Here is a 20109-nt window from a genome sequence, read left to right on the forward strand (position 1 = left end):
CGACGCGCGGGCCCGGTCATGGCGCCCGGCTCGCTCCCGGTCGCATGTGACAGGCTCGGAGCATGCACGACGGCGACCTCATCGAACTCGACATCACCGGTATCGCCCACGGCGGTGTGTTCGTCGGCCGGCACGAGGGGCGCGTCGTCTTCGTCTCCGACACCCTGCCGGGCGAGCGCGTCCGCGCGCGGCTGACCGATACGCGCAAGAAGGCCTTCTGGCGCGCCGAGGCCGTCGAGGTCGTGGATGCCGCGCCCGAGCGACGCCCGCACGTGTGGCGTTCGGCCGACATCGACGTGGATCCCGCGGAGCGCGTGGGCGGTGCCGAGTTCGGCCACATCGAGCTGTCGCACCAGCGCTCGTTGAAGGAGCGCGTCGTGCGCGAGGCGATGGAGCGCGTGGGGCGCCTCGAGCTGCCCATCGATGTGCGTCCCGCCGGGGATGCGGATCACCCCGAGACCGCCGACGGAACGGGATGGCGCACCCGTGTGAGCCTGCACGTCGACGGTCAGGGCCGTGTCGGTGCGTATGCCGCACGCTCGCACCACGTCGTGGAGACGCCCGACCTGCCGCTCGCGACCGAGGCGGTCGCCCGTGCGGCCGCCGAGGTGCGCGCGGCGGCACGACCCGGGCGCATCGACCTCGTCCAGCCCGCCGACGGACGCGTCCGGGTCCTCGCGCGGCCCGACGGCGAGCGCTCGAGCGCCGCGCCCGAGGTCGTCGACGAGATCGTGGGCGAGCGCGTCTTCCGCGTCGACGCCGGGGGCTTCTGGCAGGTGCACCGCCTCGCCGCCCAGACCCTGACCACTCTCGTGAAGGCGGAACTCACCGCATCCGTGGGCGAACTCGACCCCGAGGCGACGCACCTCGACCTCTATGGCGGAGTCGGCCTCTTCGCCGCGTCCCTCGGCGAGCTGGGCGGGGCGTCCACGCGCGTCGTCAGCGTGGAGTCGGATCCCCGCGCGACGGAGCACGCCGGAGAGAACCTCGCCGAGTGGGTCGGCGCGCGCGCCGAGACGTCCCGGGTCGATCGGTATGTGCAGAACCTCGCCGCCGGTGCCTCCGAGCGCGAGCGCGAACGCCTCACGCGCGGTGTCGTGCTGCTGGATCCGCCGCGTGCGGGTGCAGGACGCGCGGCCGTGGAGGGTATCGCGGCCCTGTCTCCTTCGGCGGTCGTCTATGTCGCGTGCGATCCCGTCGCCCTCGCCCGTGATCTCGCGCTGTTCGCGGAACTCGGCTATCGGGCGGAGCGCGGCATCCGGGGCGTGGATCTCTTCCCGAACTCGCATCATGTCGAGGCCGTCACGGTCCTGCGCCGCTGACGCGCCGGACCGCGACATCGCTTCCGGCTCCGCATGCCCCCGCGCCGATACGATGTGACAATGACGCGCGTCGCCCTGATCGATGACCACGAGTCGGTCCGACTCGGGTTGGAGGCCGCGCTCGCGCGCACCGAAGCCACCGAGGTCGTCTTCTCGGGTGCGAACGTGGCCTCGTACCTGTCGTGGCGCCGGGCTGCGGCGGCGACTCCCGCCGACGTCGTCGTGCTCGATCTGACGCTCGGCGACGGGACGACGGTCTCGGAGAACGTCGACCGCGTCGTCCGCGACGGTTCGAGCGTGATCATCCACAGCGTCGCCGACCGCGCCGCCGCGGTGCGCGAGGCGCTCGCCGCCGGTGCCGCGGGGATCGTCAGCAAGTCGTCGCCGACGCACGAGGTGCTCGGTGCCATCAGTACCGTCGCCCGCGGCGAGGTGCTCGACAACGTGGAGTGGGCCAGCGCCGTCGAGGGCGATCGCGAGTTCGCCGACGCGCAGCTCTCGACCCGCGAACGAGAGGTTCTTCGCCTGTACGCCGCCGGCCTCCCGTTGAAGGCGGTGGCCGACAGACTGGGTGTCGCCTACTCCACCGCCAAAGAGAACATCACCCGCGTCCGCGTGAAGTACGTCGAGGTGGGGCGCCCGGCACCGACCAAGGTCGATCTGCTGCGCCGTGCCATGGAAGACGGCATCCTGCAGGACGCACCCGATGGCGCTCCCGGCCATGGCTGACACCCGCCGGTCCGTGCTCGACGAGGCGTGGGGACGCATCCCGCACACGCGTGAGGGGCAGGCGGAGCAGGGGGCGTTCACTCAGACGCGCATCGAGCGCGTCATCACGCTCATCGTGGGGCCGGGTTCGCTCGTGCTGGGCCTTCAGGCGTTCGTCGCCGCGTTCGGCCTCGGCGACGAGGCCGCGGGATGGCACACGCCCCTCGTCCTCGCGGTCTTCGTCCCCCTGATGGCCATGATCGTGGCCTGTACCGTGGGCCGGTTCGCGCGGGTGTTCTCGGGCGTTTTCGCGGTGGTCTTCCTGCTCGCCCTGGCGCTCTGGCCGATCGCGACATCCGGCGGCCCGACACCGGTGCCCACCGAGAATCCCTGGATCTTCTACCTCATCAACGTCGCCACCGTGGCGACCGTGGTCGCTTTTCCCCTCTCTTTGCAGATCGCGTGGACGGTCGCGGCCCCACTCCTGTTCGGCGTGGTCCGCCTGCTGCAGGCCGGTGGCCGCAGCGAGTTCTTCGTTCCGATCGCCCTCGACGTCTCGTTCGCCCTCATCCTGGGCAGCGTCCTGGTGACCCTCGGCTGGATGTACCGCTCCATCGCCGCGAACGTGGACCAGGCCCGCGCTTCGGCGGTGTCGAGCTACGCGGCGGCTGCCGCGACCGCCGCGACGGAGCACGAGCGCGTCGCCGTGGCGGCCCTCATGCACGACAGCGTGCTGGGGGCTCTGCTCGCGGCGGACCGCGCGACCACCCCTCGCGAGCGCACCCTCGCGGTCAGCATGGCGCGCGAGGCGCTCACGCGACTGGCCAACGCCGAGAAGGATTCGCTCGAGGGCAGCGACGAACCCGTGTCCGCCCTGCGACTGGCCGACGACATCGAAGCGGCCGCCGAGGACCTCGGTGTCGATCTGACCGTGATCCGCCACGTCGACGAGGGCACCCCGCACGTGCCGGGCCGCATCGCGCGTGCTCTCGTGCTCGCGGCGATGCAGGCGGTCGCCAACGCGGTCCAGCACGCCGACGCTCAGGGGCTCACCGTGCAGTTGACCGGCTACGCCTCTCCGGGAAGCGTCTCGGTGCGCGTGCGCGATACCGGACCCGGCTTCGACATCGCCTCGATACCGGCCGACCGTCTCGGTATCCGCGGTTCGATCAACGCCCGTCTCGCAGCCGTCGGCGGTCGCAGCGAGATCGACTCGCACGCTGGCGGAACCACCGTGACCCTCGAGTGGGAGAGCGGTGACCGCTGGTGACCGTTCGCTCCATCCTGTCGGTCATCGGTCTCGCCTTCACCGCCTATCTCGCCGCGCGCGGCCTCATCTGGACCTCGCCGGAGACCGTCGTGCGCGGATGGCTGATCGTCGCGGCCCTGGTGATCTATCTGCCCGTGACGTGGTTGTGGATCTTCGCGATCGGCGCGCGCGACCGGCGCGGACAGTCCTCGTCCGGGACGCGGGCACGGCTTCCCGCGTGGGGCGTCGCCCTCGCCCTCATCGTCGCGGTGGTCGTCTCGAACGCGTCGTTCCTCGCCGTGACCGAAGCCGGTCGTACGCAGCCGTTCGTCACCTGGGTGATCGGCGGGATCGGTGCACTCATGACCATCGTCATGGTGCGGCGACGCCCCATCGTCGCGTGGATCGGAATGCTCATCCTGGCGGTCTCCACCTCGTTCTGGCTCGGGCCGCTCCAGGCGCTCAGCCTCGGTCTTGTGGGCTCGATCGTCTGGGTCACGGCGGCGCAGCTGGTGACCATCGCCCTCGACCGTGCGGCCCGTGACGCCGAGCGCCTCGCCGAGCTCCAGCAGGCGGCATCCGCGTGGCAGGCCTCGCAGAGCGGCCGTCAGCGCGAGCGTCGACTCCACGTCCAGCGGGCGCTCCAGGCGGCGGGGCCGATCCTGGCCCGCACGATCGAGAACGGCGGCAACCTGCGCCCCGCGGACAAGCAGGCCGCCCGGCGCGCCGAGGCGAGCCTGCGCGACGAACTGCGCGGGAACCGGCTCCTCGACGACGGCGTCCGCGCCGAGATCGACGCCGCACGCCGCCGCGGCTCCGCGGTGAGCCTCTTCGACGAGGGCGGCCTCGAGGGGCTCGGCGCCGCCGACTTGAACGGCATCCGCGCCGAGCTGGCCGAGATCCTGCGCGAGGCGTTGTCGGAACGCGTGATCATCCGCACCTCGCCGCACCACGAGATCGCCGTCACGATCGTGGGTCGCTCCGCCGCCGGCAGCGCCGGGGGAGACGACGACCAGGTCGATCTCTGGCGCGAGATTCGTCGCCCTCGCTGACCGCGATCCGAGGCGCGCCCCTTCGCCGACAACGGACGACTCGCCGACCCGGCGGTCGATGCGGCACCGTGCGCGCGGCCGGCGGCGACGACGTGAGGGGGGTCCGTCGACGCTGCCATGCCCTCCGCGGGGGAAGAGATGAGGGTGAGGGGCGGCGAATGCGCCTGCCCCTCACCCGTGCGAACGGTTACCCGAAAACCGTCCGCGCGGCCGAATCCGGCTCTAAGGAGCGGTCCGGCCGAACGCGTGATGCGTTCCAGCTCCTCCAGTATTCGGCAGTGTCCCCGAGTCGTCTGTAGGTATTTCGGGGGACATTCCGTACGGATGTCAGCCGGTGAAACCGTGCCACCCCGCGGTGCGGTTCAGCGGGGTCCGCAGACCCCGCGCCGACAGCTCCCAGCGTGAGCGCGGAACGTCGTCGGGAACGGTGGCGTCGGCCACCTCGCGCACGTACGCTTCACCGACCACGACGATCGCCGCAGCCAACTCCTCCTCGGTGGGCGTGCCGCGGACGACCTCCGCCACGAATGGGCGGGGGGCGTCGGCGTCGAGGGCGTCGCTCACAGCGGGATGTTCCCGTGCTTCTTCGCGGGCAGGCTGGCGCGTTTGTTGCGCAGGGCCCGCAGTGCCTTGGCGATCGAGACGCGGGTCTGCGCCGGCTCGATGATCCCGTCGAGCTCGCCGCGCTCGGCGGCCAGGAACGGGGATGCCACGTTGTACGTGTACTCGTTCGCGAGGCGCGTGCGGACGGCGGCGACGTCTTCGCCGGCCTCCTCGGCGCGCTTGATCTCGCCGCGGTAGAGGATGTTCACCGCACCCTGACCGCCCATGACGGCGATCTCGGCGGTGGGCCACGCGAGGTTGATGTCGGCCCCGAGCTGCTTGGAGCCCATCACGATGTACGCGCCGCCGTAGGCCTTGCGCAAAATCACGGTGACCAGCGGCACGGTGGCCTCGGCATACGCGTAGAGCAGCTTGGCGCCGCGGCGGATGACGCCGGTCCACTCCTGGTCGGTGCCGGGGAGGTACCCGGGCACGTCGACGAGCGTGACGATCGGCACCGAGAACGCGTCGCAGAACCGCACGAACCGGCTCGCCTTCTCGCCCGCGTCGATGTTGAGCGTGCCGGCCATCTGCGAGGGCTGGTTGGCGATGATGCCGACGGTACGCCCCTCGATGCGGCCGAAGCCGATCACGATGTTCGGCGCGAACAGCGGCTGCACCTCGAGGAACTCCGCGGCATCCACGATCCCGTCGATCACGGTGTGGATGTCGTACGGCTGGTTGGGGGAGTCGGGGATGACCGTGTTCAGCGAGCGGTCGGCATCCGTCGTCTCGAACTCGAAGGGAGTGTCGTAGACGGGGATCTCGGCGAGATTGTTGTCGGGGAGGTAGCTGATGAGACCCCGCGCGTAGTCGATCGCGTCGTCCTCGTCGTCGGCCAGATAGTGCGCGACGCCCGACCGGGTGTTGTGGGTGTGGGCTCCGCCGAGTTCTTCCATGCCGACGTCTTCGCCGGTGACGGTCTTGATCACGTCGGGGCCGGTGACGAACATCTGGCTGGTCTTGTCGACCATGATGACGAAGTCGGTGAGGGCGGGGGAGTACACCGCGCCACCAGCGGCCGGGCCCATGATGATCGAGATCTGCGGGATGACTCCCGAGGCGGCGGTGTTCAGGCGGAAGATCTCGCCGTACTTGCCGAGCGCCACGACGCCCTCCTGGATGCGGGCGCCGCCCGAGTCCAGGATGCCGATGATCGGGATGCCGCTGCGCAGAGCCAGCTCCATCACCTTGATGATCTTGTCGCCGGCGACCTCGCCGAGAGAACCGCCGAACGTGGAGAAGTCCTGCGCGTAGACGGCGACGGTGCGGCCGTGGATGGTGCCGGTTCCGGTCACGACGGAGTCGCCGTAGGGACGGGACTTGTCCATGCCGAAGGCGGTGGTGCGGTGGCGCACGTACTCGTCGAGCTCGACGAAGGAGCCGGGGTCGACCAGCATCTCGAGGCGCTCGCGGGCGGTGAGCTTGCCCTTCGCGTGCTGCTTGTCGCGGGCGGCGGCTTCGGCATCGACGACCGCCTCCTGGAACCTGCTGCGGAGGTCTGCGATCTTGCCGGCGGTGGTGAAGAGATCGGGCTGGTCGGTCACGCTTTCCACCCTAGCGATCGCATCGCCGCCCGCGTTGGAGGGTGCGCACAAGCGAATGCGCGGGGCGCTGTGGCATCCGCCTATCCCTCCGCGTGCATCCCGGCAGCGACGGACGCAAGTGGATGCCGTGGAGCGGGCCCGTTCCCTAGGGTGTCCTCATGCCCATCCCCGCCGCCGGATACCCCCGAGCCGCCGCCCACAGTCCTCGCGTGCAGGTCGTCGAGACCACCGACTCCACCAACGCCGACGTGATCGCCGCAGTCACGGCCGACCCGGCCGGTTGGCCGCACCTCTCGCTGCTGGTGACCGACGACCAGCGCGCCGGGCGCGGGCGCCTCGACCGCACCTGGACCGCCCCGGCCGGGACGGCCCTCGCCGTCTCGGTGGTCGTCGACGCCACGATGATCCCCGCGGAGCAGCGCGGCTGGATCCCGCTCGCTGCGGGAGCGGCGATGACCCGCGCCGTGGGCGTCCAGCTCACGGGCCACGGTGGGACGGCCGAGCTGAAGTGGCCGAACGACGTGCTCGTCGACGGCGGCAAGATCTGCGGCATCCTGGCCGAGGTCGTCCCCGGTGCCCCCGACACCGTCGTCGTGGGGGCCGGGGTGAACACCCGCATGAGCCGAGCCGACCTCCCGGTGACGACCGCGACCTCGTTCGCGGCGATCGGCGCGGACTGCGACGACGACCGGCTGCTCGCCGACTATCTGGACGATTTCGGCAAGACCCTCGCGCGCCTCGTGCACGACGACGTCGAGCGCGTGCACCACGAGATCGAGAAGCTGTGCGCCACGGTCGGCAAAGAGGTGACCGTGGCCATGCCCGACGGTTCGGCGCTCCACGGCACCGCCGCGCGTCTCGACCGCGACGGTCGGCTCGTCGTCGAGTCCGGAACCATCGAGACCGTCGTCTCGGCCGGTGACGTGGTCCACGTGCGCTGACGGTGCCGCGCTCCGCGTGGCACCGGGGCGACCGGGCCCGCGCGTCGCACAATGAGAGCGTGACCCAGCCGTCGAACTCGATCGGGCGCCCGCGCACGCCGGCGCCGGGCACGGCCGCGCCCGAACTGCGCATCGCGCGCCTGCGCTCGCACGCGCGGCGACTCTTCTGGTCGGCCCTCGTGCTCATCGGCGTCGCGGGGGCGACCGCGTACTTCTACGACAACCTGCCGGCGCCGTACGAGAACTGGATGCTGCTGACGGCCGCGGGCGTGCTCGTGCTGCTTCTGGTGGTGATCCCGTATGCGGTGTGGCTGTCGCACACGTGGACCATCACCACGCGCCGCGTGATCGAGCGCTCGGGACCCTTCGGGGCGAACCGCCGCGAGATCTCGCACGTGCGCGGGTACGCGATCCAGATGCGCCGCGGCATCCTGCAGCGGCTGTGGGGGGCAGGGACCCTCTCGCTGTCGAACGGCGTGGAGCCGGCGCTGCGTATGAAGAACATCCCGCACGCGGTCCTCGTGCACGAGACGCTCGTCGATCAGGTCGAGGTCAACCAGATCCTCGCGCACCGCGACGCGCAGACCTTCGGCTCGGGGGCCGTCGGCGGGGTCTGAGCACCGACCTCGCGTCACCCCGGTACCCGGCTCGCGTCCCCGCGGGTGTCCAGACAGAATGGATGCCGACGGAAGGAGCGGCATGGCGCTGCGAGTCGGAGTGGTCGGTGGCGGACAGCTGGCGCGGATGATGATCGCGCCCGCCGTGGAGCTCGGGATCGAGATCCGTGTCCTCGCGGAGGACGAGGGCATGTCGGCGGCGCTCGCCGCCACGGCCGTCGGCGACTACCGCGACGCCGAGACGGTGCTGGCCTTCGCCCGCGACGTGGACGTCATCACCTTCGACCACGAGCACGTTCCGCAGGACGTGCTGGCCGCCCTCGTCGATGCCGGCGTTGCGGTGCACCCCGGTCCCGCACCCCTCGGCGTCGCGCAGGACAAGCTGGTCATGCGCGCGAAGATGGCCGAACTCGGACTCCCGCAGCCCGACTGGGCGGCGGTCTCGACGGCATCCGAGCTGCAGGACTTCCTCGACGCTCATGGCGGTCGTGCCGTCGTGAAGACGCCGCGGGGCGGATACGACGGCAAGGGCGTGCGCGTGGTCTCGGCGGCGACCGAAGCCGATGACTGGTTCGCCGCTCTCTCCGAGGACGGCAACGGGGGTTCGCTGCTGGTCGAGGAGCTCGTCGACTTCACGCGTGAACTCGCCCAGCAGGTGGCCCGGCGTCCCTCGGGCGAGGTCCGCGCCTACCCCGTGGTCGAGACCGTGCAGCGCGACGGCGTGTGCGCCGAGGTCGTCGCCCCCGCTCCTCGCGCGGACGCGCGCGTACAGCGCGTGGCCGCCGAGATCGGCGTCGCCGTCGCCGAGGGGCTCGGTGTCACGGGCATGCTCGCCGTCGAGCTCTTCGAGACGAGCGATGAGCGCATCCTCATCAACGAGCTCGCCATGCGCCCGCACAACAGCGGCCACTGGACACAGGACGGCGCCGTCACCAGTCAGTTCGAGCAGCACCTGCGCGCGGTGCTGGATCTGCCCCTCGGATCGACGGATGCCGTGGCCCCGTGGTCGGTCATGATCAACGTCTTGGGCGGTCCGACCGAGGGAACGCTCGACGAGCGCTTCGCCGCGGCCATGGCCGCGCACCCCTCCGCGAAGATCCACACCTACGGCAAGGCCCCGCGCCCGGGCCGCAAGGTCGGGCACGTCAACGTCGCAGGCAGCGACCTCGACGACGTCGTCTACGAGGGTCGCGCCGCCGCCGCGTTCTTCGACTGAGCGCGGCCAGTGAGCGCGCCGTTCCGAGATCTTCCAGCGAGTCGACCTACCCTGGACCGGTGACCCGGCCGCTGCATTCTTCCGAGACGCCCGTGGTCGGCGTCGTCATGGGCTCCGACTCCGACTGGCGCGTGATGAACGCCGCCAGCGAGGTGCTGACCGAGTTCGGCATCCCGCACGAGGTCGAGGTGGTCTCGGCCCATCGCACTCCCGACAAGCTCGTCCGCTACGGCCGTGAAGCGCGTGCGCGCGGTGTGCGCGCCATCATCGCCGGGGCCGGCGGTGCCGCGCACCTCCCGGGCATGTTGGCCTCCGTCACCGCCCTCCCCGTCATCGGCGTCCCCGTGCAGCTGGCGACGCTCGACGGCCTCGACTCGCTGCTCTCGATCGTGCAAATGCCCGCGGGGATCCCCGTCGCGACCGTCTCGATCAACGGGGCCAAGAACGCGGGCCTCTTGGCGGCCCGGATCCTGGGCAGCGCCGACGCCGACCTCGCTGAGCGCGTCGAGGCGTATGCACGTGACCTCGAGGCGCAGGTCGAGGAGAAGAACCGACGTCTGAAGGATTCCCTATGACGCTCGCGGCCGCCCGCCCCCGCTCGAGGGCGCACGTCGTCGAGCAGCGTCCGATGCGCCACCCCGATGCCACGTCGTTGCCCGTGATGACGCGGCGCGGGTGGTGGCTCGTGGCACTGAACTTCCTGCTTCCCGGATCCGCCCAGGTGCTGGCCGGCAACAGGCGGCTGGGCCGGTTCGGTCTCGGAGCGACCCTGGCGATGTGGACGATCCTCGTGCTCACGGGCCTCGGGGCGCTTCTCATGCCCAGCGGCCTGTTCGCGCTGGCCACCGGGTCGTTCATCCCCGATTTCCTGTCGTGGTTCCGCCCCCTGCCGCTGACCCTCGTGCAGATCGCCCTCGTCGGCTATGTCGTGCTGTGGGTCGTGCTGACCATCGACACGCTGCGACTCGTTCGACTCGTGAAGGTCGGGCCCCTGTCTCGCGTGGCCATGGCGATCCTCTCCGTGGCCCTCCTCGTGCTCTCCGGATCGGGAGCGGCGTGGGCGGCCCAGGCGGCCGGGACGACGCGCGACGCCTTCTCGGAGCTCTTCGCCGAGTCGGCACCCGTCGTGCCGCCATCCGACGGGTATTACAACATCCTCCTGCTCGGCGCCGACTCCGGTGAGGGACGGGACTCGATGCGCTTCGACAGCATCTCGGTCGTCTCGATCAACGCCGACACCGGCGCGACCACCATCACCGGCATTCCGCGCGACATGCCGCACTTCCCGTTCGCGCCGGGACCCATGCAGGACAAGTACCCGGACGGTCACACCGGCTATGCGAACGCGACCTGCGGCTGGGGGAGCGGAATCAACCAGCTCCGCACCGAGGTCGAGGTGTGCCAGGACGGCAACACGCTCTACCCGAACGCGGTGTCCCAGGGGTCCGAGCCTGGCATCGAGGCGACGAAGGATGCCGCCGAGGGGATCATGGGCATCCAGATCCCGTACTACGTGCTGATCGACATGAAGGGCTTCGCCGACCTCGTCGACGCGCTGGGCGGCGTCGACATCGACGTCAAGGAGCGCCTCCCCAAGGGCGGTCCCGCCTACGACGGCCAGCCGGTCGACGACTGGGCCTTCGGCTGGGTCGAGCCCGGCCAGCAGCACATGAACGGCGACACCGCGCAGTGGTACGCCCGCTCGCGCTACACGACGAGCGACTTCGACCGCATGCGCCGCCAGCGCGAGCTGCAGGAGGCCATCCTCGCGCAGACCACCCCGCAGAACGTGCTCACGCACTTCCAGGATGTCGCTGCCGCGGGCACCAACATCGTCCAGACCGACCTGCCCCAGGGGCTCATCGCCCCGACCCTGGTGAACCTGGCTCTCAAGGCCAAGGACCAGCCGGTCGGAACGCTCGAGCTGACGCCGGCGGGCGGCGTCGACGAGTTCGACCCGGACTATGCCCAGGTGCAGAAGATGGTGCACGACAAGCTGCACCCGCCGACCGAGACGGAGGCGCCCTCCTCGTGACCGTGACCCTGCGCGTCGTGCTGGACCAGCTCGTCGCCCCGACCTCCCGCGACCTCGCCGAGGCCTCGGCCTCGCTGACCGAGGCCCTCATCGCCACTGCCCCCCGGGGCTGCGACGTGGGTGCCATCGTGCCCTCGCCGGGTATCGCCGACGATGAGGCCATCGCGGGTCTCAGCTCCGAGACGCGTCTGTCGATGCGCCGCCGCGAGCTCGCGGCATCCTGGCAGCTCGGGGTGGCTCCCGGCATCGGCAAGGGACTCATCCACTCGCCGACCCCGCTGGCGCCGCTCGTGCGCCACGATCGCGTGAACGAGACGCACCAGATCGTGGTGACCCTGTGGGATCTCCGGGCGTGGGAGAGCCCCGAGGAGCTGCCCAAGGCCGAGGTCCTCGCCGCTCGCGCGCTGCTGTCGCGGGTGGGTAAGCACGCCGACGCGGTCATCGTCCCCACTCATGCGATGGCGGAGCGCCTCGCGGAGGTCGCGAAATCCAAGCTCGTGAAGAAGGTTCGCGTGATCGGCGGTGCCCCCGCCGCGGGGCTGCGCGTGCCGTCGGACGCGGTGGGGCGCCTGCGCGCCCTCGATCTGCCGCAGACCTTCGTCGTCGCCGCCGGAGGGAGCGCGGCCTCCGACGCCCTCGACGTCGCCTTCTCCGCCGTGGTCGCCTCGGGTTGGGAGGGCGACGTCGTCGTCCTCGACGTTCCCGAGGGGGACGAACCGGCCATCGCCGACCTCGCCTCCGCCGCCGGCCTCGCCGAGGGACGCGTCCACGCCCGCGGCTCCCTCGACCGCTGGGACCGTGCGGCGGTGCTCTCGCACGCGACGGCCTTCGTGACGGCGTGCACCCGGGCCGATTGGCCGTGGCGGGCGGTCGACGCCCTCACGGTGGGTGTCCCCATCGCCGCCGTCGACACCCCCGTGCTGCGCGAGGTGCTGGCCGATGCCGCCGCTCTCGCTCCCTCCGACGGGCTCGGTGCCGCTCTCTCCCGCGCCGTGGGTGAGGACGCCGAGCGCCTGCGCGTGCTGGCCGGCGACCGGGCGAAGGGATTCGCGTGGCGGGCCTCGGCCGAGCGGGTGTGGGCGCTGCACGCAGAGCTGTGACGCGGACGGCCCTATGCTCGACAGCATGACTGCGCGCGTCGGGATCGTCGTCCGTACCCGGCGGCGGCCGGACTTCCTGGGCCGGGCGCTCTCCGACATCTCCGCTCAGAGTTTCTCCGACCACCGGGTCGTCGTGGTGAACGACGGTGGAGACACCGCCGAGGTGGACGCGATCGTCGCGGCCTCCGGTCTCGATGCCATCGTGCGGCACATCGCGGACGGCGAGGGCGGACGCTGCGTCGCCGCGAACCAGGGCGTCCGAGACGCCGGGACCGAGTTCGTCGTGCTCCACGACGACGACGACCGTTGGCATCCCGAGTTCCTCTCGCGAACGGTCGCATGGCTCGACTCGACCGCTTCTGACGCGGCCGTCGCCGTGGCGACCGAGATCGTCTACGAAGAGAAGCGCGGCGGGACGTGGGTCGAGGTCGGACGGGCGCCGTTCTGGGCGGGCATGCAGCGGATCTCGTTGAGCGAGATGCTGAGCGTCAACCGGGCCGTGCCGATCTCGGTGCTCTACCGCAGGTCGATTCACGACGAAGTCGGCTGGTACGACGAGACCCTCGACGCCGTCGAGGACTGGGACCTCTATCTGCGCATCCTCCGGCATAGCGGGATCGGATTCCTCGCCGGCGAAGCGCTGGCCTTCTGGACGCAGAGACCGGATGCCACGGGTCTCGATGCCAACAGCATGTTCGCTCTCACGGAAGCACACGCCGTCGACGATGCGCGGGTGCGCGACCGGGCGCTCGCGGAGTGGATCGGGCGGGAGGGGGATGGGCTGCCGCTCTATCTCGCCTCGCTCCAGCGGCAGTTGACGAGCCATATCGACGGGGCGATCGGTCACGCGATGGAACGCTTCCGCGAGCAGATCCGCGCGGACCTTCGGCGTGAGATCGACACGCACCAGCCGCTGTGGTCGCGCCTGCGGCGATGGCGTCGTCGCGTCGGCGGCGCGAGGGGGCGCACTTAGAATCGGTGGAATGCACGCAGGTCGGTTCCGGGACGTCGTTCGCAGTCTTCGAGCGTTGAGGTTCTTGGGCTCGGCTGTGCGCGGTGCAGACCGCGTTTGGTGGGCGCGGACAATCGCGCGCAGTGCGCTCGTCGATCCCGACTACTACGCCGCTCAGCTGGGCGTCGGGCGAATGCCGCGGACAGCTGCCATCGCGCATTACGTCGTCCGAGGATTCCGGCGTGGGATGAGCCTCAACCCGCTCTTCGACGACATCGTCGCAGGAGCCGAGCTGCCCGAGGTGCTGCGCGTTCCCGCGCTGTATGCCTACCTGTTGAGCGAGCGCGAGACCGTTCGCGTCCATCCCTGGTGGGACGCTGAAGAGCACGGGCGCTTCTACGGTGGCGCGGGACTCGAGCACGCCTGGTCGCATCCGGAGTCGGAGATCACCCTTCGGGTAGCCGGACGATCGGTGACGCTGTCGGTCGCCGAGGTGCGCGGCGTGGCACTTCATGCTGCCCGTTCCTGGCGTCATCACCGAGTCGGCGGCGTGGCGCTCCCCGCGGCAGGAGCGAACGGACTTGTACGGCCGATTCAGGCACGCGACCGACGCTACGCGCGCAAGCTCTTGCAGGCTGCAACGCGCGCCGTCGGGCCGCGGAACGAATCGGTCGTGATTCCGCTCGTCGGGGTCGATGCGTCCCAGTGGGTATCCGCTCACGTGCTCGCAACCGTCGTGCCCGAAATCGTCCTGCAGGGGCATCCTCGCCGCGCCGCCTGGACACGAGTGATCGATCGGGCGAGCGCCGACCTCGCGGTCACCACGGTGGTTGCCCTCGATCCTCGCGCGGAATTCACCGACGACGAGATCGACGCGCTTCTCGAGGCAAGCGACGACCGGCACGTCGCGATGCCCGCTCAACGCACATACGATGGCACTGTCGACGGGCTTGGCGCGGCGGAGACAGGGGGACCCGTGCCGTGGGGGATCCTCTCCGATCATCCAGCCGAGGACCTGGACCCCCTCGAATCGGTTGTGTCCGTCCCCCTGCTGCGCGGGCGAAGCGTCGCGATGGCCTCCTCGCTGCTCCGGGACACCCTCAAGAGCGATGCTCACCTTTCTTGCACACAATTTGCTCGTGCGTTGAGAACCCGAGCGGGTGTCCGAGTCCTGACTACCGTGCGACCGGTCCTCGAAGAACCTCTTCACATCTTCGACGAGAAGGCGCCGAAGGTGGGGGGTGGCGCCGGCGATCGAGGGATCGCTGCCGCGATCGTCGATCAGATCGGCTTCGATCTGATCGCGTGGCGACCCGGCGACGGGGCGGTCGTGGTGCCGTCCTTGCGCTGGAGACGGCCTCGTCCGGATGCGCAGCGTTGGGCGATCAAAATCTGTGCGCCAGCCGGAAGGCAGGGAGCCGTGTGGGGTGACATGCACTTTGCCCGCGGTCTCGCCTCCGCTTTGCGTCGCCGCGGGCACACGGTCGTCATCGATGCGTTTGGCGCGCAGAACCGTTCCACGGCCTACCTCGACGACGTCAACGTCGTCGTGCGCGGGCCTTACCGCATAGATCCGCCGAAGACGGGCATCAACCTGCAGTGGATCATCAGCCATCCCGACGACATCTCGCGAGACGAGCTCTCGTCTTTCGACCAGGTGTTCGCGGCATCCGTCAGCTGGTCGAAACAGGTCGGTCAGCGTTGGGGCATCGACGTCACGCCCCTCCTGGAAGCGACCGATGTCGACCTGTTCACCCCGCGCGGCGTCGCCCGCACGGATGAGATCGTGTTCGTGGGCACCGCGCGCGGCATCGCGCGTCCGAGTGTCGTGGCGCCGTTGCGCGCGGGCATCCCCGTTCGCGTCTACGGGCCGGATTGGCGGCCGTTCATCCCGCACTCCGCCATTGCGGCGCGGACCGTCCCGCACTCCGAGCTGCCTTGTCGCTACGAGTCGGCATCGATCGTGCTCAACGACCAATGGCCGGCAATGCGTCGCCACGGGTTCATTGCTATGCGTCCCTTCGACGTGGTGGCGGTCGGGGGGCGCGTGATCTCGGAGGACGTGGAAGGCATCGGCGAGATCTTCGACGGCGCGGTTGTCACCTATCGCGATGCGGAACACCTGGTCGAGCTGCTGCGAATGGACCCCGAAACCCTCTTTCCCGACCGTGACACTTTGGCGCGTATTGCGGAGCGAATCCGCTCGGAGCATTCGTTCGACGCGCGCGCGACCGTGCTGATGGAGACCGCGCGGACCGCCGGGCGCGGCCTTCGCCGTTGACGGGATTGGTCGCCGGCCCCGCAGGAGACGCGCGGCCCCGCCCCGTAAGCTCGATATCGTGCGCTCCCTCCTCCGACGAACGGTCTGGCAGATCAACGCCATCCGTCACCGTGATCCGCTCAGCCCGACCCTGTTCGCCCGCCTGTTCGGCGCTCGGGGCCGACGCTCGTGGGACCCCGCGACGAATCCGCGTCGGATCGTGCTCTTGCGAAGTGATGAGATCGGAGACACCGCGAGCACGGTGACCCTTCTCGCTGCGCTGCGCGAGCGGTGGCCACGGGCGATCATTCACCTGGTCGTGAAGCCGGGGCCAGCATCCATGTTCCACGCGTTGCCTACCGTTGACCGCGTCATTGAATGGGTGCCGGTGACCGATGGATCCGCGCTTAAGCGACAACTTCTCACGGCACGTCAGGGGCTGAGGCGCTTCGGATTCAAGGGATACGACCTGGCCATCCTTCCTCGGTGGGACTTCGATGACACGCCCATTCGTTTCCTGGCTGTCGCCACCCGAGCGCGTTCCATCGTCGGCTTCAGCCCGGTTCCGGAGCGCGAGCCCGCGTGGCTCGGTCCGCAGGCGCCCCTTCTGACCGACGAGATATGGCGTGGGACGACTCCGTTGCGCACAGTGGATCAACTGCACCGTATCGCCCAGTATCTGGGAGTGCCTTGGACACTGCATCGGGAGCCTCCGGCTGGCGCGGGCCTCTTCGACGCGCATGACGCACAGGTCGCCGCTGATCGCGCGGGAGCGGCGGATGACACCCGTCTCGTGATCGGTTTCGGTATCGGCGCGCGTGACGCGAAGCGTCAATGGCCCGTCGAGGATCTGGCAGCGGTCGCCGAGCGTTTGGCCGCGCAGCGGCCGGTGTCCGTGCGCATTCTGGGCGGTTCGGTCGACGAGGAGCGAGGAGAGCGACTGCGCAGTCTCCTCGAAGCACACGGCATCCGTGGTGTTGATCTCACTGGGAAACTCAGCCTCAGCGAGAGTGCGGCAGCGATCGCCGGGTGCGAGGTCTTCCTAGGCAATGACTCCGGTTTGCAGCACATCTCGAGCAGCATGAACATCCCGACCGTCGTCGTCACGTGCCACCCGGCTTCAGGTTCCCCATGGAGCGACAACGCGCCCGAACGGTTCGGGCCGTGGTCCGAACGCAGTGCGGTGCTGCAGCCAGAGCGTCCCGCTGAAGGGTGCAGCGACGAGTGCATCGCCCCTGAGCCGCACTGCATCCGGGCAGTCGGAGCTGAAGAGGCTGCCGAGACGCTCGAGCTTCTGCTCGCCGGCTCGTCACGCTGATTTCGTTACGATCATCCCGTCGCCCCCTACGCCCTCTCTCGCACGTCTGGAAATTTCGCATGTCAGCATTGCCATCGATCACCCCGCAGCATGTCCTCGGGTTCGAAGGCGCTCGAGTCATCGTCATCGGCGACGCAATGCTCGACCGTTACGTCGACGGCGCGGTCGAGCGCATCTCACCGGAAGCGCCCATTCCCGTCCTGCGCGTGCGCAACGACCGGAGCGTCGCGGGCGGTGCGGCCAATGCCGCGATGAATATCGCCGCGCTGGGCGTGCGGACCACGCTGGTGGCTGCGTGGGCCGACGATGAAGCCGGTCGCGAACTCGTCCGGTTACTGGGCGCATCGGGTGTCGAGGCAGTCTCGGTCCGTCGGGGGACGGCACCGACCATCGAGAAGCTCCGCGTGGTTGCGGGCGCCCAGCAGATCGTCCGCGTCGATCGCGAAGACACTCAGCCGCTGCCGACCGATGCGGCGGACGAGGCTTTCGAAGCCGTTCGCGCGGCTCTCGCAGGCGGTTCCGACCGTGTCGCGGTCGTCATCTCCGACTACGCCAAGGGCATGCTCGACGAGGAGCTCGTTCGGCGCGTCATCGAACTGGCGCGCGCCTTGAACGTCCCCGTCGTCGTGGACCCGAAGTCCGCCGACATCCGCAAGTACCGCGGGGCGAGCATCGTGAAACCCAACTTCGCTGAGGCTATGCAGATGTCTGGTCTCGCGGCGGACGCGCCCGATGAGCAAACGCTGGACGCCATCGCCGAGCGCTTGCTCGTGGACGGGATTTCGTCGCTGGCGGTTTCGTTGTCTGCCGCCGGTGTCGAGGTCATCGAGAAGACCGCGCGCACGCGTATCCCAACCCGCGCGCGATTGGTCGCCGATGTCTCTGGCGCTGGGGACTCGGTCATCGCGGGCATCGCAGCGGGTTTGGCGAGCGGTCTGACCACCTTGCAGGCTGTCCAAGTGGGTAACCTGGCCGCGGGAATCGCCTGCGGGCGTCCCGGCACCGCGGTGGTCTCCAGCGCCGACCTCTTGAACGAACTCCTGGTCGAGTCTTCGCCCCAGGACCGTCCCGGCACCATCGAGGACTGGAACCGGCTCGCGCACCTCGTCTCTGTCGAGAAGTCGGCCGGCAAGACCGTCGTCTTCGCCAACGGTGTGTTCGATCTGTTGCACGCGGGCCATGTGGCCCTCCTCCGCGAGGCACGCTCGCTCGGCGATGTCCTGGTCGTCGGCGTCAACTCGGATGAGTCCACGGCACGTTTGAAGGGCCCCACCCGCCCCCTGCAGCCGCAGCAGGATCGCATGCACGTGCTCGAGGCGGTCCGTTACGTCGACTTCGTCACGGTATTCGGCGAGGACACTCCGCGAGAGCTGATCCGTGCCATCGAGCCCGACATCATCGTCAAGGGCTCTGACTACCGACCCGAGCAGGTTGTGGGCGGAGAGGATGCCAAGGCCTGGGGTGGCCGCGTGCACATCGTCAATCTGCTCGACGGCGTCTCCACAACCCGCCTGTCTCAGGGCCAGCAGGTTCGGCGCGGCTGAAGCCGGAGCTGATCGAAGGAAGGAAATCACCCATGGGTGTTCTGCAGGAGAATCTCAGAGAGAACGCACGACGGATGTCCGCCCTGGCTGATGACGCGGCGTTCGGGATCGCTTTCGACCGCGCCGCGGAGATCATGGTGTCATCGCTGCGCACGGGCGGCACGCTCCTGGCGTGCGGCAACGGGGGCTCCATGACAAATGCCCAACACTTCGCGGAGGAGCTGACCGGGCGCTTTCGCGGGAACCGCCCGCCGCTGCGCGCGATGGCGATCTCCGATCCGTCGCATCTCACGTGCGTGGCGAACGATTACGGATACGAGTTCGTCTTTTCGAAGTTTGTCGAGGCCTTCGCCCGCCCCGGTGATGTGCTGCTTGCCCTGTCGACCAGTGGCAAGTCGCCGAACGTGCTCCGTGCAGCAGAGGCGATGAAGTCGGCCGGTGGGCTTGTGGTGGCATCGTCCGCTACTGCGGCGTCGCCGATCGGAGGGCTCGCGGACGTCGTGATCGAACTCGGCGGCAGCCGATGGGCAGACCGCGTGCAGGAGTCGGAGCTCGTCGTCATCCACTCGCTCATGCAGGCGATCGAGGACGCATTCGGTTACTCGGCCGAGTAACCGCCCATTGCTCGTCGGATCTCCGTCGCGAAGGCTGCCAAGCTCGAAGAGGTGAGGTCGGCAGCCGGGTCGTCGTCGGTGTGTATGCGGACGGTTGCACCACCGCCGTTACGGGCGGCCAATCGACGCCCCATCTCGACATCGGAGGAAGTGTCTCCGACCATGACCGAGAGGGACCCGGTGAGGTCGTTGTTTTCGTCGAGGTAGCCGGTCGCCATCCCCGGCGAGGGTTTACGGCAGTCGCAGCTGTCTGCGTCTAGATGAGGGCAGAAACGGATGCTATCGATTCGGCCGCCGGCGTTTTGGATCGCGCGCACCATCTGCAGGTGCACCTGGCGGAGATCCCCGCGAGTCATCAGCCCCTTGCCGATGCCCTGCTGATTCGTCACCACGACGATGCGTGGCGACCAGTGGGCCAGCACCCGCAAAGCATCGAGCGCGCCCGGCTCGAAACGAAACTCGTCCCACGTGCGCACGTAGCCGCCCACGATGCGCGTGTTGATGACGCCGTCGCGGTCGAGAAAGAGGCACCAGGGTTGACCGACCCGGCGCCGGACGAGGTCATCGATGGCTGCTGTCCTGCCGGGAACCCGTGGTCCGCTCGCACTCACGACTGAGCCAGCTCCCGGAACTCCTCGTAGTCGCGGATGTAGTCCGCGTCGTCGTACGGGTGCGAGGCGAACACGATCAGCACGGCGTCGGCGCTGTAGTCATACTGCGTGCCCCAGGTCATCTTCGGCATGTAGAGACCGAGCGAAGGATCGTCCAGCACGTAGACGTTGCGCTTCGTGCCATCGTCGACGATGCACGAAACGCTTCCCGTCAGACAAATCAGGAACTGCTCGCACTGACGGTGCGCATGTTCTCCGCGCACTTCTTTGGAGGGCACGCCATGGACGAAGAACACACGTCGGGCGTCAAAGGGCAGGTCGCCGGGAAGATCGACCGGCAGCAAGGCTCCGCGAATATCGCTGACCGTCCGCAGGCGGGTCAGGCCAGCCGACATACCTGCCCCCGGCGTCGTCGCGGGG

General features: G+C 69.4%; 19 protein-coding genes. 15 read left to right on the plus strand and 4 right to left on the minus strand.

Annotation, left to right across the window (positions count from 1 at the left end):
• Positions 1-62: 62 nt before the first annotated feature.
• From NE358_RS03980 to NE358_RS03995, 4 genes are read left to right on the plus strand one after another with little or no spacing between them, the layout of a single operon-like run.
• On the plus strand, positions 63-1322 hold the full coding sequence (locus NE358_RS03980) for a class I SAM-dependent RNA methyltransferase (protein ID WP_289941707.1): 1260 nt from the start codon (positions 63-65) through the stop codon (positions 1320-1322).
• 60 nt (positions 1323-1382) lie between these two features.
• On the plus strand, positions 1383-2051 hold the full coding sequence (locus NE358_RS03985; protein ID WP_103206532.1) for a response regulator transcription factor: 669 nt from the start codon (positions 1383-1385) through the stop codon (positions 2049-2051).
• Entirely contained in the window at positions 2044-3300 is a 1257-nt protein-coding gene (locus NE358_RS03990; RefSeq protein WP_246077937.1) for an ATP-binding protein, read from the plus strand. Before NE358_RS03985 ends, NE358_RS03990 begins: the two co-directional genes overlap by 8 nt.
• Entirely contained in the window at positions 3297-4331 is a 1035-nt protein-coding gene (locus tag NE358_RS03995; protein WP_141375345.1) for a hypothetical protein, read from the plus strand. The genes NE358_RS03990 and NE358_RS03995 overlap by 4 nt, the downstream gene beginning before the upstream one ends.
• A 327-nt stretch (positions 4332-4658) precedes the next feature.
• Here the strand turns inward: NE358_RS03995 and NE358_RS04000 are convergent, their stop codons facing one another.
• Both NE358_RS04000 and NE358_RS04005 read right to left on the minus strand, forming a co-directional pair.
• A complete protein-coding gene (locus NE358_RS04000; RefSeq protein WP_116238532.1) occupies positions 4659-4895 on the minus strand; it encodes an acyl-CoA carboxylase subunit epsilon in 237 nt (78 codons plus the stop codon).
• Positions 4892-6481, minus strand: a complete 1590-nt coding sequence (locus tag NE358_RS04005) for an acyl-CoA carboxylase subunit beta (protein WP_373458845.1) — start codon at positions 6479-6481, stop codon at positions 4892-4894. The genes NE358_RS04000 and NE358_RS04005 overlap by 4 nt, the downstream gene beginning before the upstream one ends.
• 158 nt (positions 6482-6639) lie before the next feature.
• Between NE358_RS04005 and NE358_RS04010 the strand changes: the two genes are divergently transcribed.
• The 11 genes from NE358_RS04010 to NE358_RS04060 all read left to right on the plus strand — a co-directional run bounded on the left by NE358_RS04010 (position 6640) and on the right by NE358_RS04060 (position 19078).
• A complete protein-coding gene (locus NE358_RS04010) occupies positions 6640-7422 on the plus strand; it encodes a biotin--[acetyl-CoA-carboxylase] ligase (RefSeq protein WP_289941713.1) in 783 nt (260 codons plus the stop codon).
• A gap of 59 nt (positions 7423-7481) precedes the next feature.
• Positions 7482-8039, plus strand: a complete 558-nt coding sequence (locus NE358_RS04015; RefSeq protein WP_103206528.1) for a PH domain-containing protein — start codon at positions 7482-7484, stop codon at positions 8037-8039.
• Between the two features lie 82 nt (positions 8040-8121).
• Positions 8122-9255: a 5-(carboxyamino)imidazole ribonucleotide synthase gene (locus NE358_RS04020; protein WP_141375347.1), complete on the plus strand. Its 1134-nt coding sequence runs from the start codon at positions 8122-8124 to the stop codon at positions 9253-9255.
• A 107-nt stretch (positions 9256-9362) separates the two neighbouring features.
• A complete protein-coding gene (gene purE, locus NE358_RS04025; protein WP_141375837.1) occupies positions 9363-9830 on the plus strand; it encodes a 5-(carboxyamino)imidazole ribonucleotide mutase in 468 nt (155 codons plus the stop codon).
• Complete coding sequence (locus tag NE358_RS04030) at positions 9827-11290, plus strand: LCP family protein (protein ID WP_103206526.1); 1464 nt, start codon at positions 9827-9829, stop codon at positions 11288-11290. The genes purE and NE358_RS04030 overlap by 4 nt, the downstream gene beginning before the upstream one ends.
• On the plus strand, positions 11287-12390 hold the full coding sequence (locus NE358_RS04035) for a glycosyltransferase family protein (protein WP_289941715.1): 1104 nt from the start codon (positions 11287-11289) through the stop codon (positions 12388-12390). Before NE358_RS04030 ends, NE358_RS04035 begins: the two co-directional genes overlap by 4 nt.
• A 25-nt stretch (positions 12391-12415) precedes the next feature.
• A complete protein-coding gene (locus tag NE358_RS04040) occupies positions 12416-13363 on the plus strand; it encodes a glycosyltransferase family 2 protein (protein ID WP_289941717.1) in 948 nt (315 codons plus the stop codon).
• 226 nt (positions 13364-13589) lie between these two features.
• Complete coding sequence (locus NE358_RS04045) at positions 13590-15623, plus strand: glycosyltransferase family protein (protein ID WP_289941718.1); 2034 nt, start codon at positions 13590-13592, stop codon at positions 15621-15623.
• Positions 15624-15681: 58 nt separating this feature from the next.
• Complete coding sequence (locus NE358_RS04050; protein WP_289941721.1) at positions 15682-16920, plus strand: glycosyltransferase family 9 protein; 1239 nt, start codon at positions 15682-15684, stop codon at positions 16918-16920.
• A 59-nt stretch (positions 16921-16979) separates the two neighbouring features.
• On the plus strand, positions 16980-18464 hold the full coding sequence (locus NE358_RS04055) for a PfkB family carbohydrate kinase (protein WP_289941723.1): 1485 nt from the start codon (positions 16980-16982) through the stop codon (positions 18462-18464).
• A 32-nt stretch (positions 18465-18496) separates the two neighbouring features.
• Entirely contained in the window at positions 18497-19078 is a 582-nt protein-coding gene (locus tag NE358_RS04060) for a D-sedoheptulose-7-phosphate isomerase (RefSeq protein ID WP_289941725.1), read from the plus strand.
• Here NE358_RS04060 and NE358_RS04065 read toward each other — a convergent pair.
• Together NE358_RS04065 and NE358_RS04070 are read right to left on the minus strand one after the other, a co-directional pair.
• Complete coding sequence (locus NE358_RS04065; protein WP_289941727.1) at positions 19063-19689, minus strand: D-glycero-alpha-D-manno-heptose-1,7-bisphosphate 7-phosphatase; 627 nt, start codon at positions 19687-19689, stop codon at positions 19063-19065. The genes NE358_RS04060 and NE358_RS04065 overlap by 16 nt on opposite strands.
• Complete coding sequence (locus tag NE358_RS04070) at positions 19686-20084, minus strand: sugar 3,4-ketoisomerase (protein WP_435302736.1); 399 nt, start codon at positions 20082-20084, stop codon at positions 19686-19688. Before NE358_RS04070 ends, NE358_RS04065 begins: the two co-directional genes overlap by 4 nt.
• Positions 20085-20109 lie beyond the last annotated feature (25 nt).

This window comes from Sphingomonas sp. G5, from assembly GCF_052660795.1.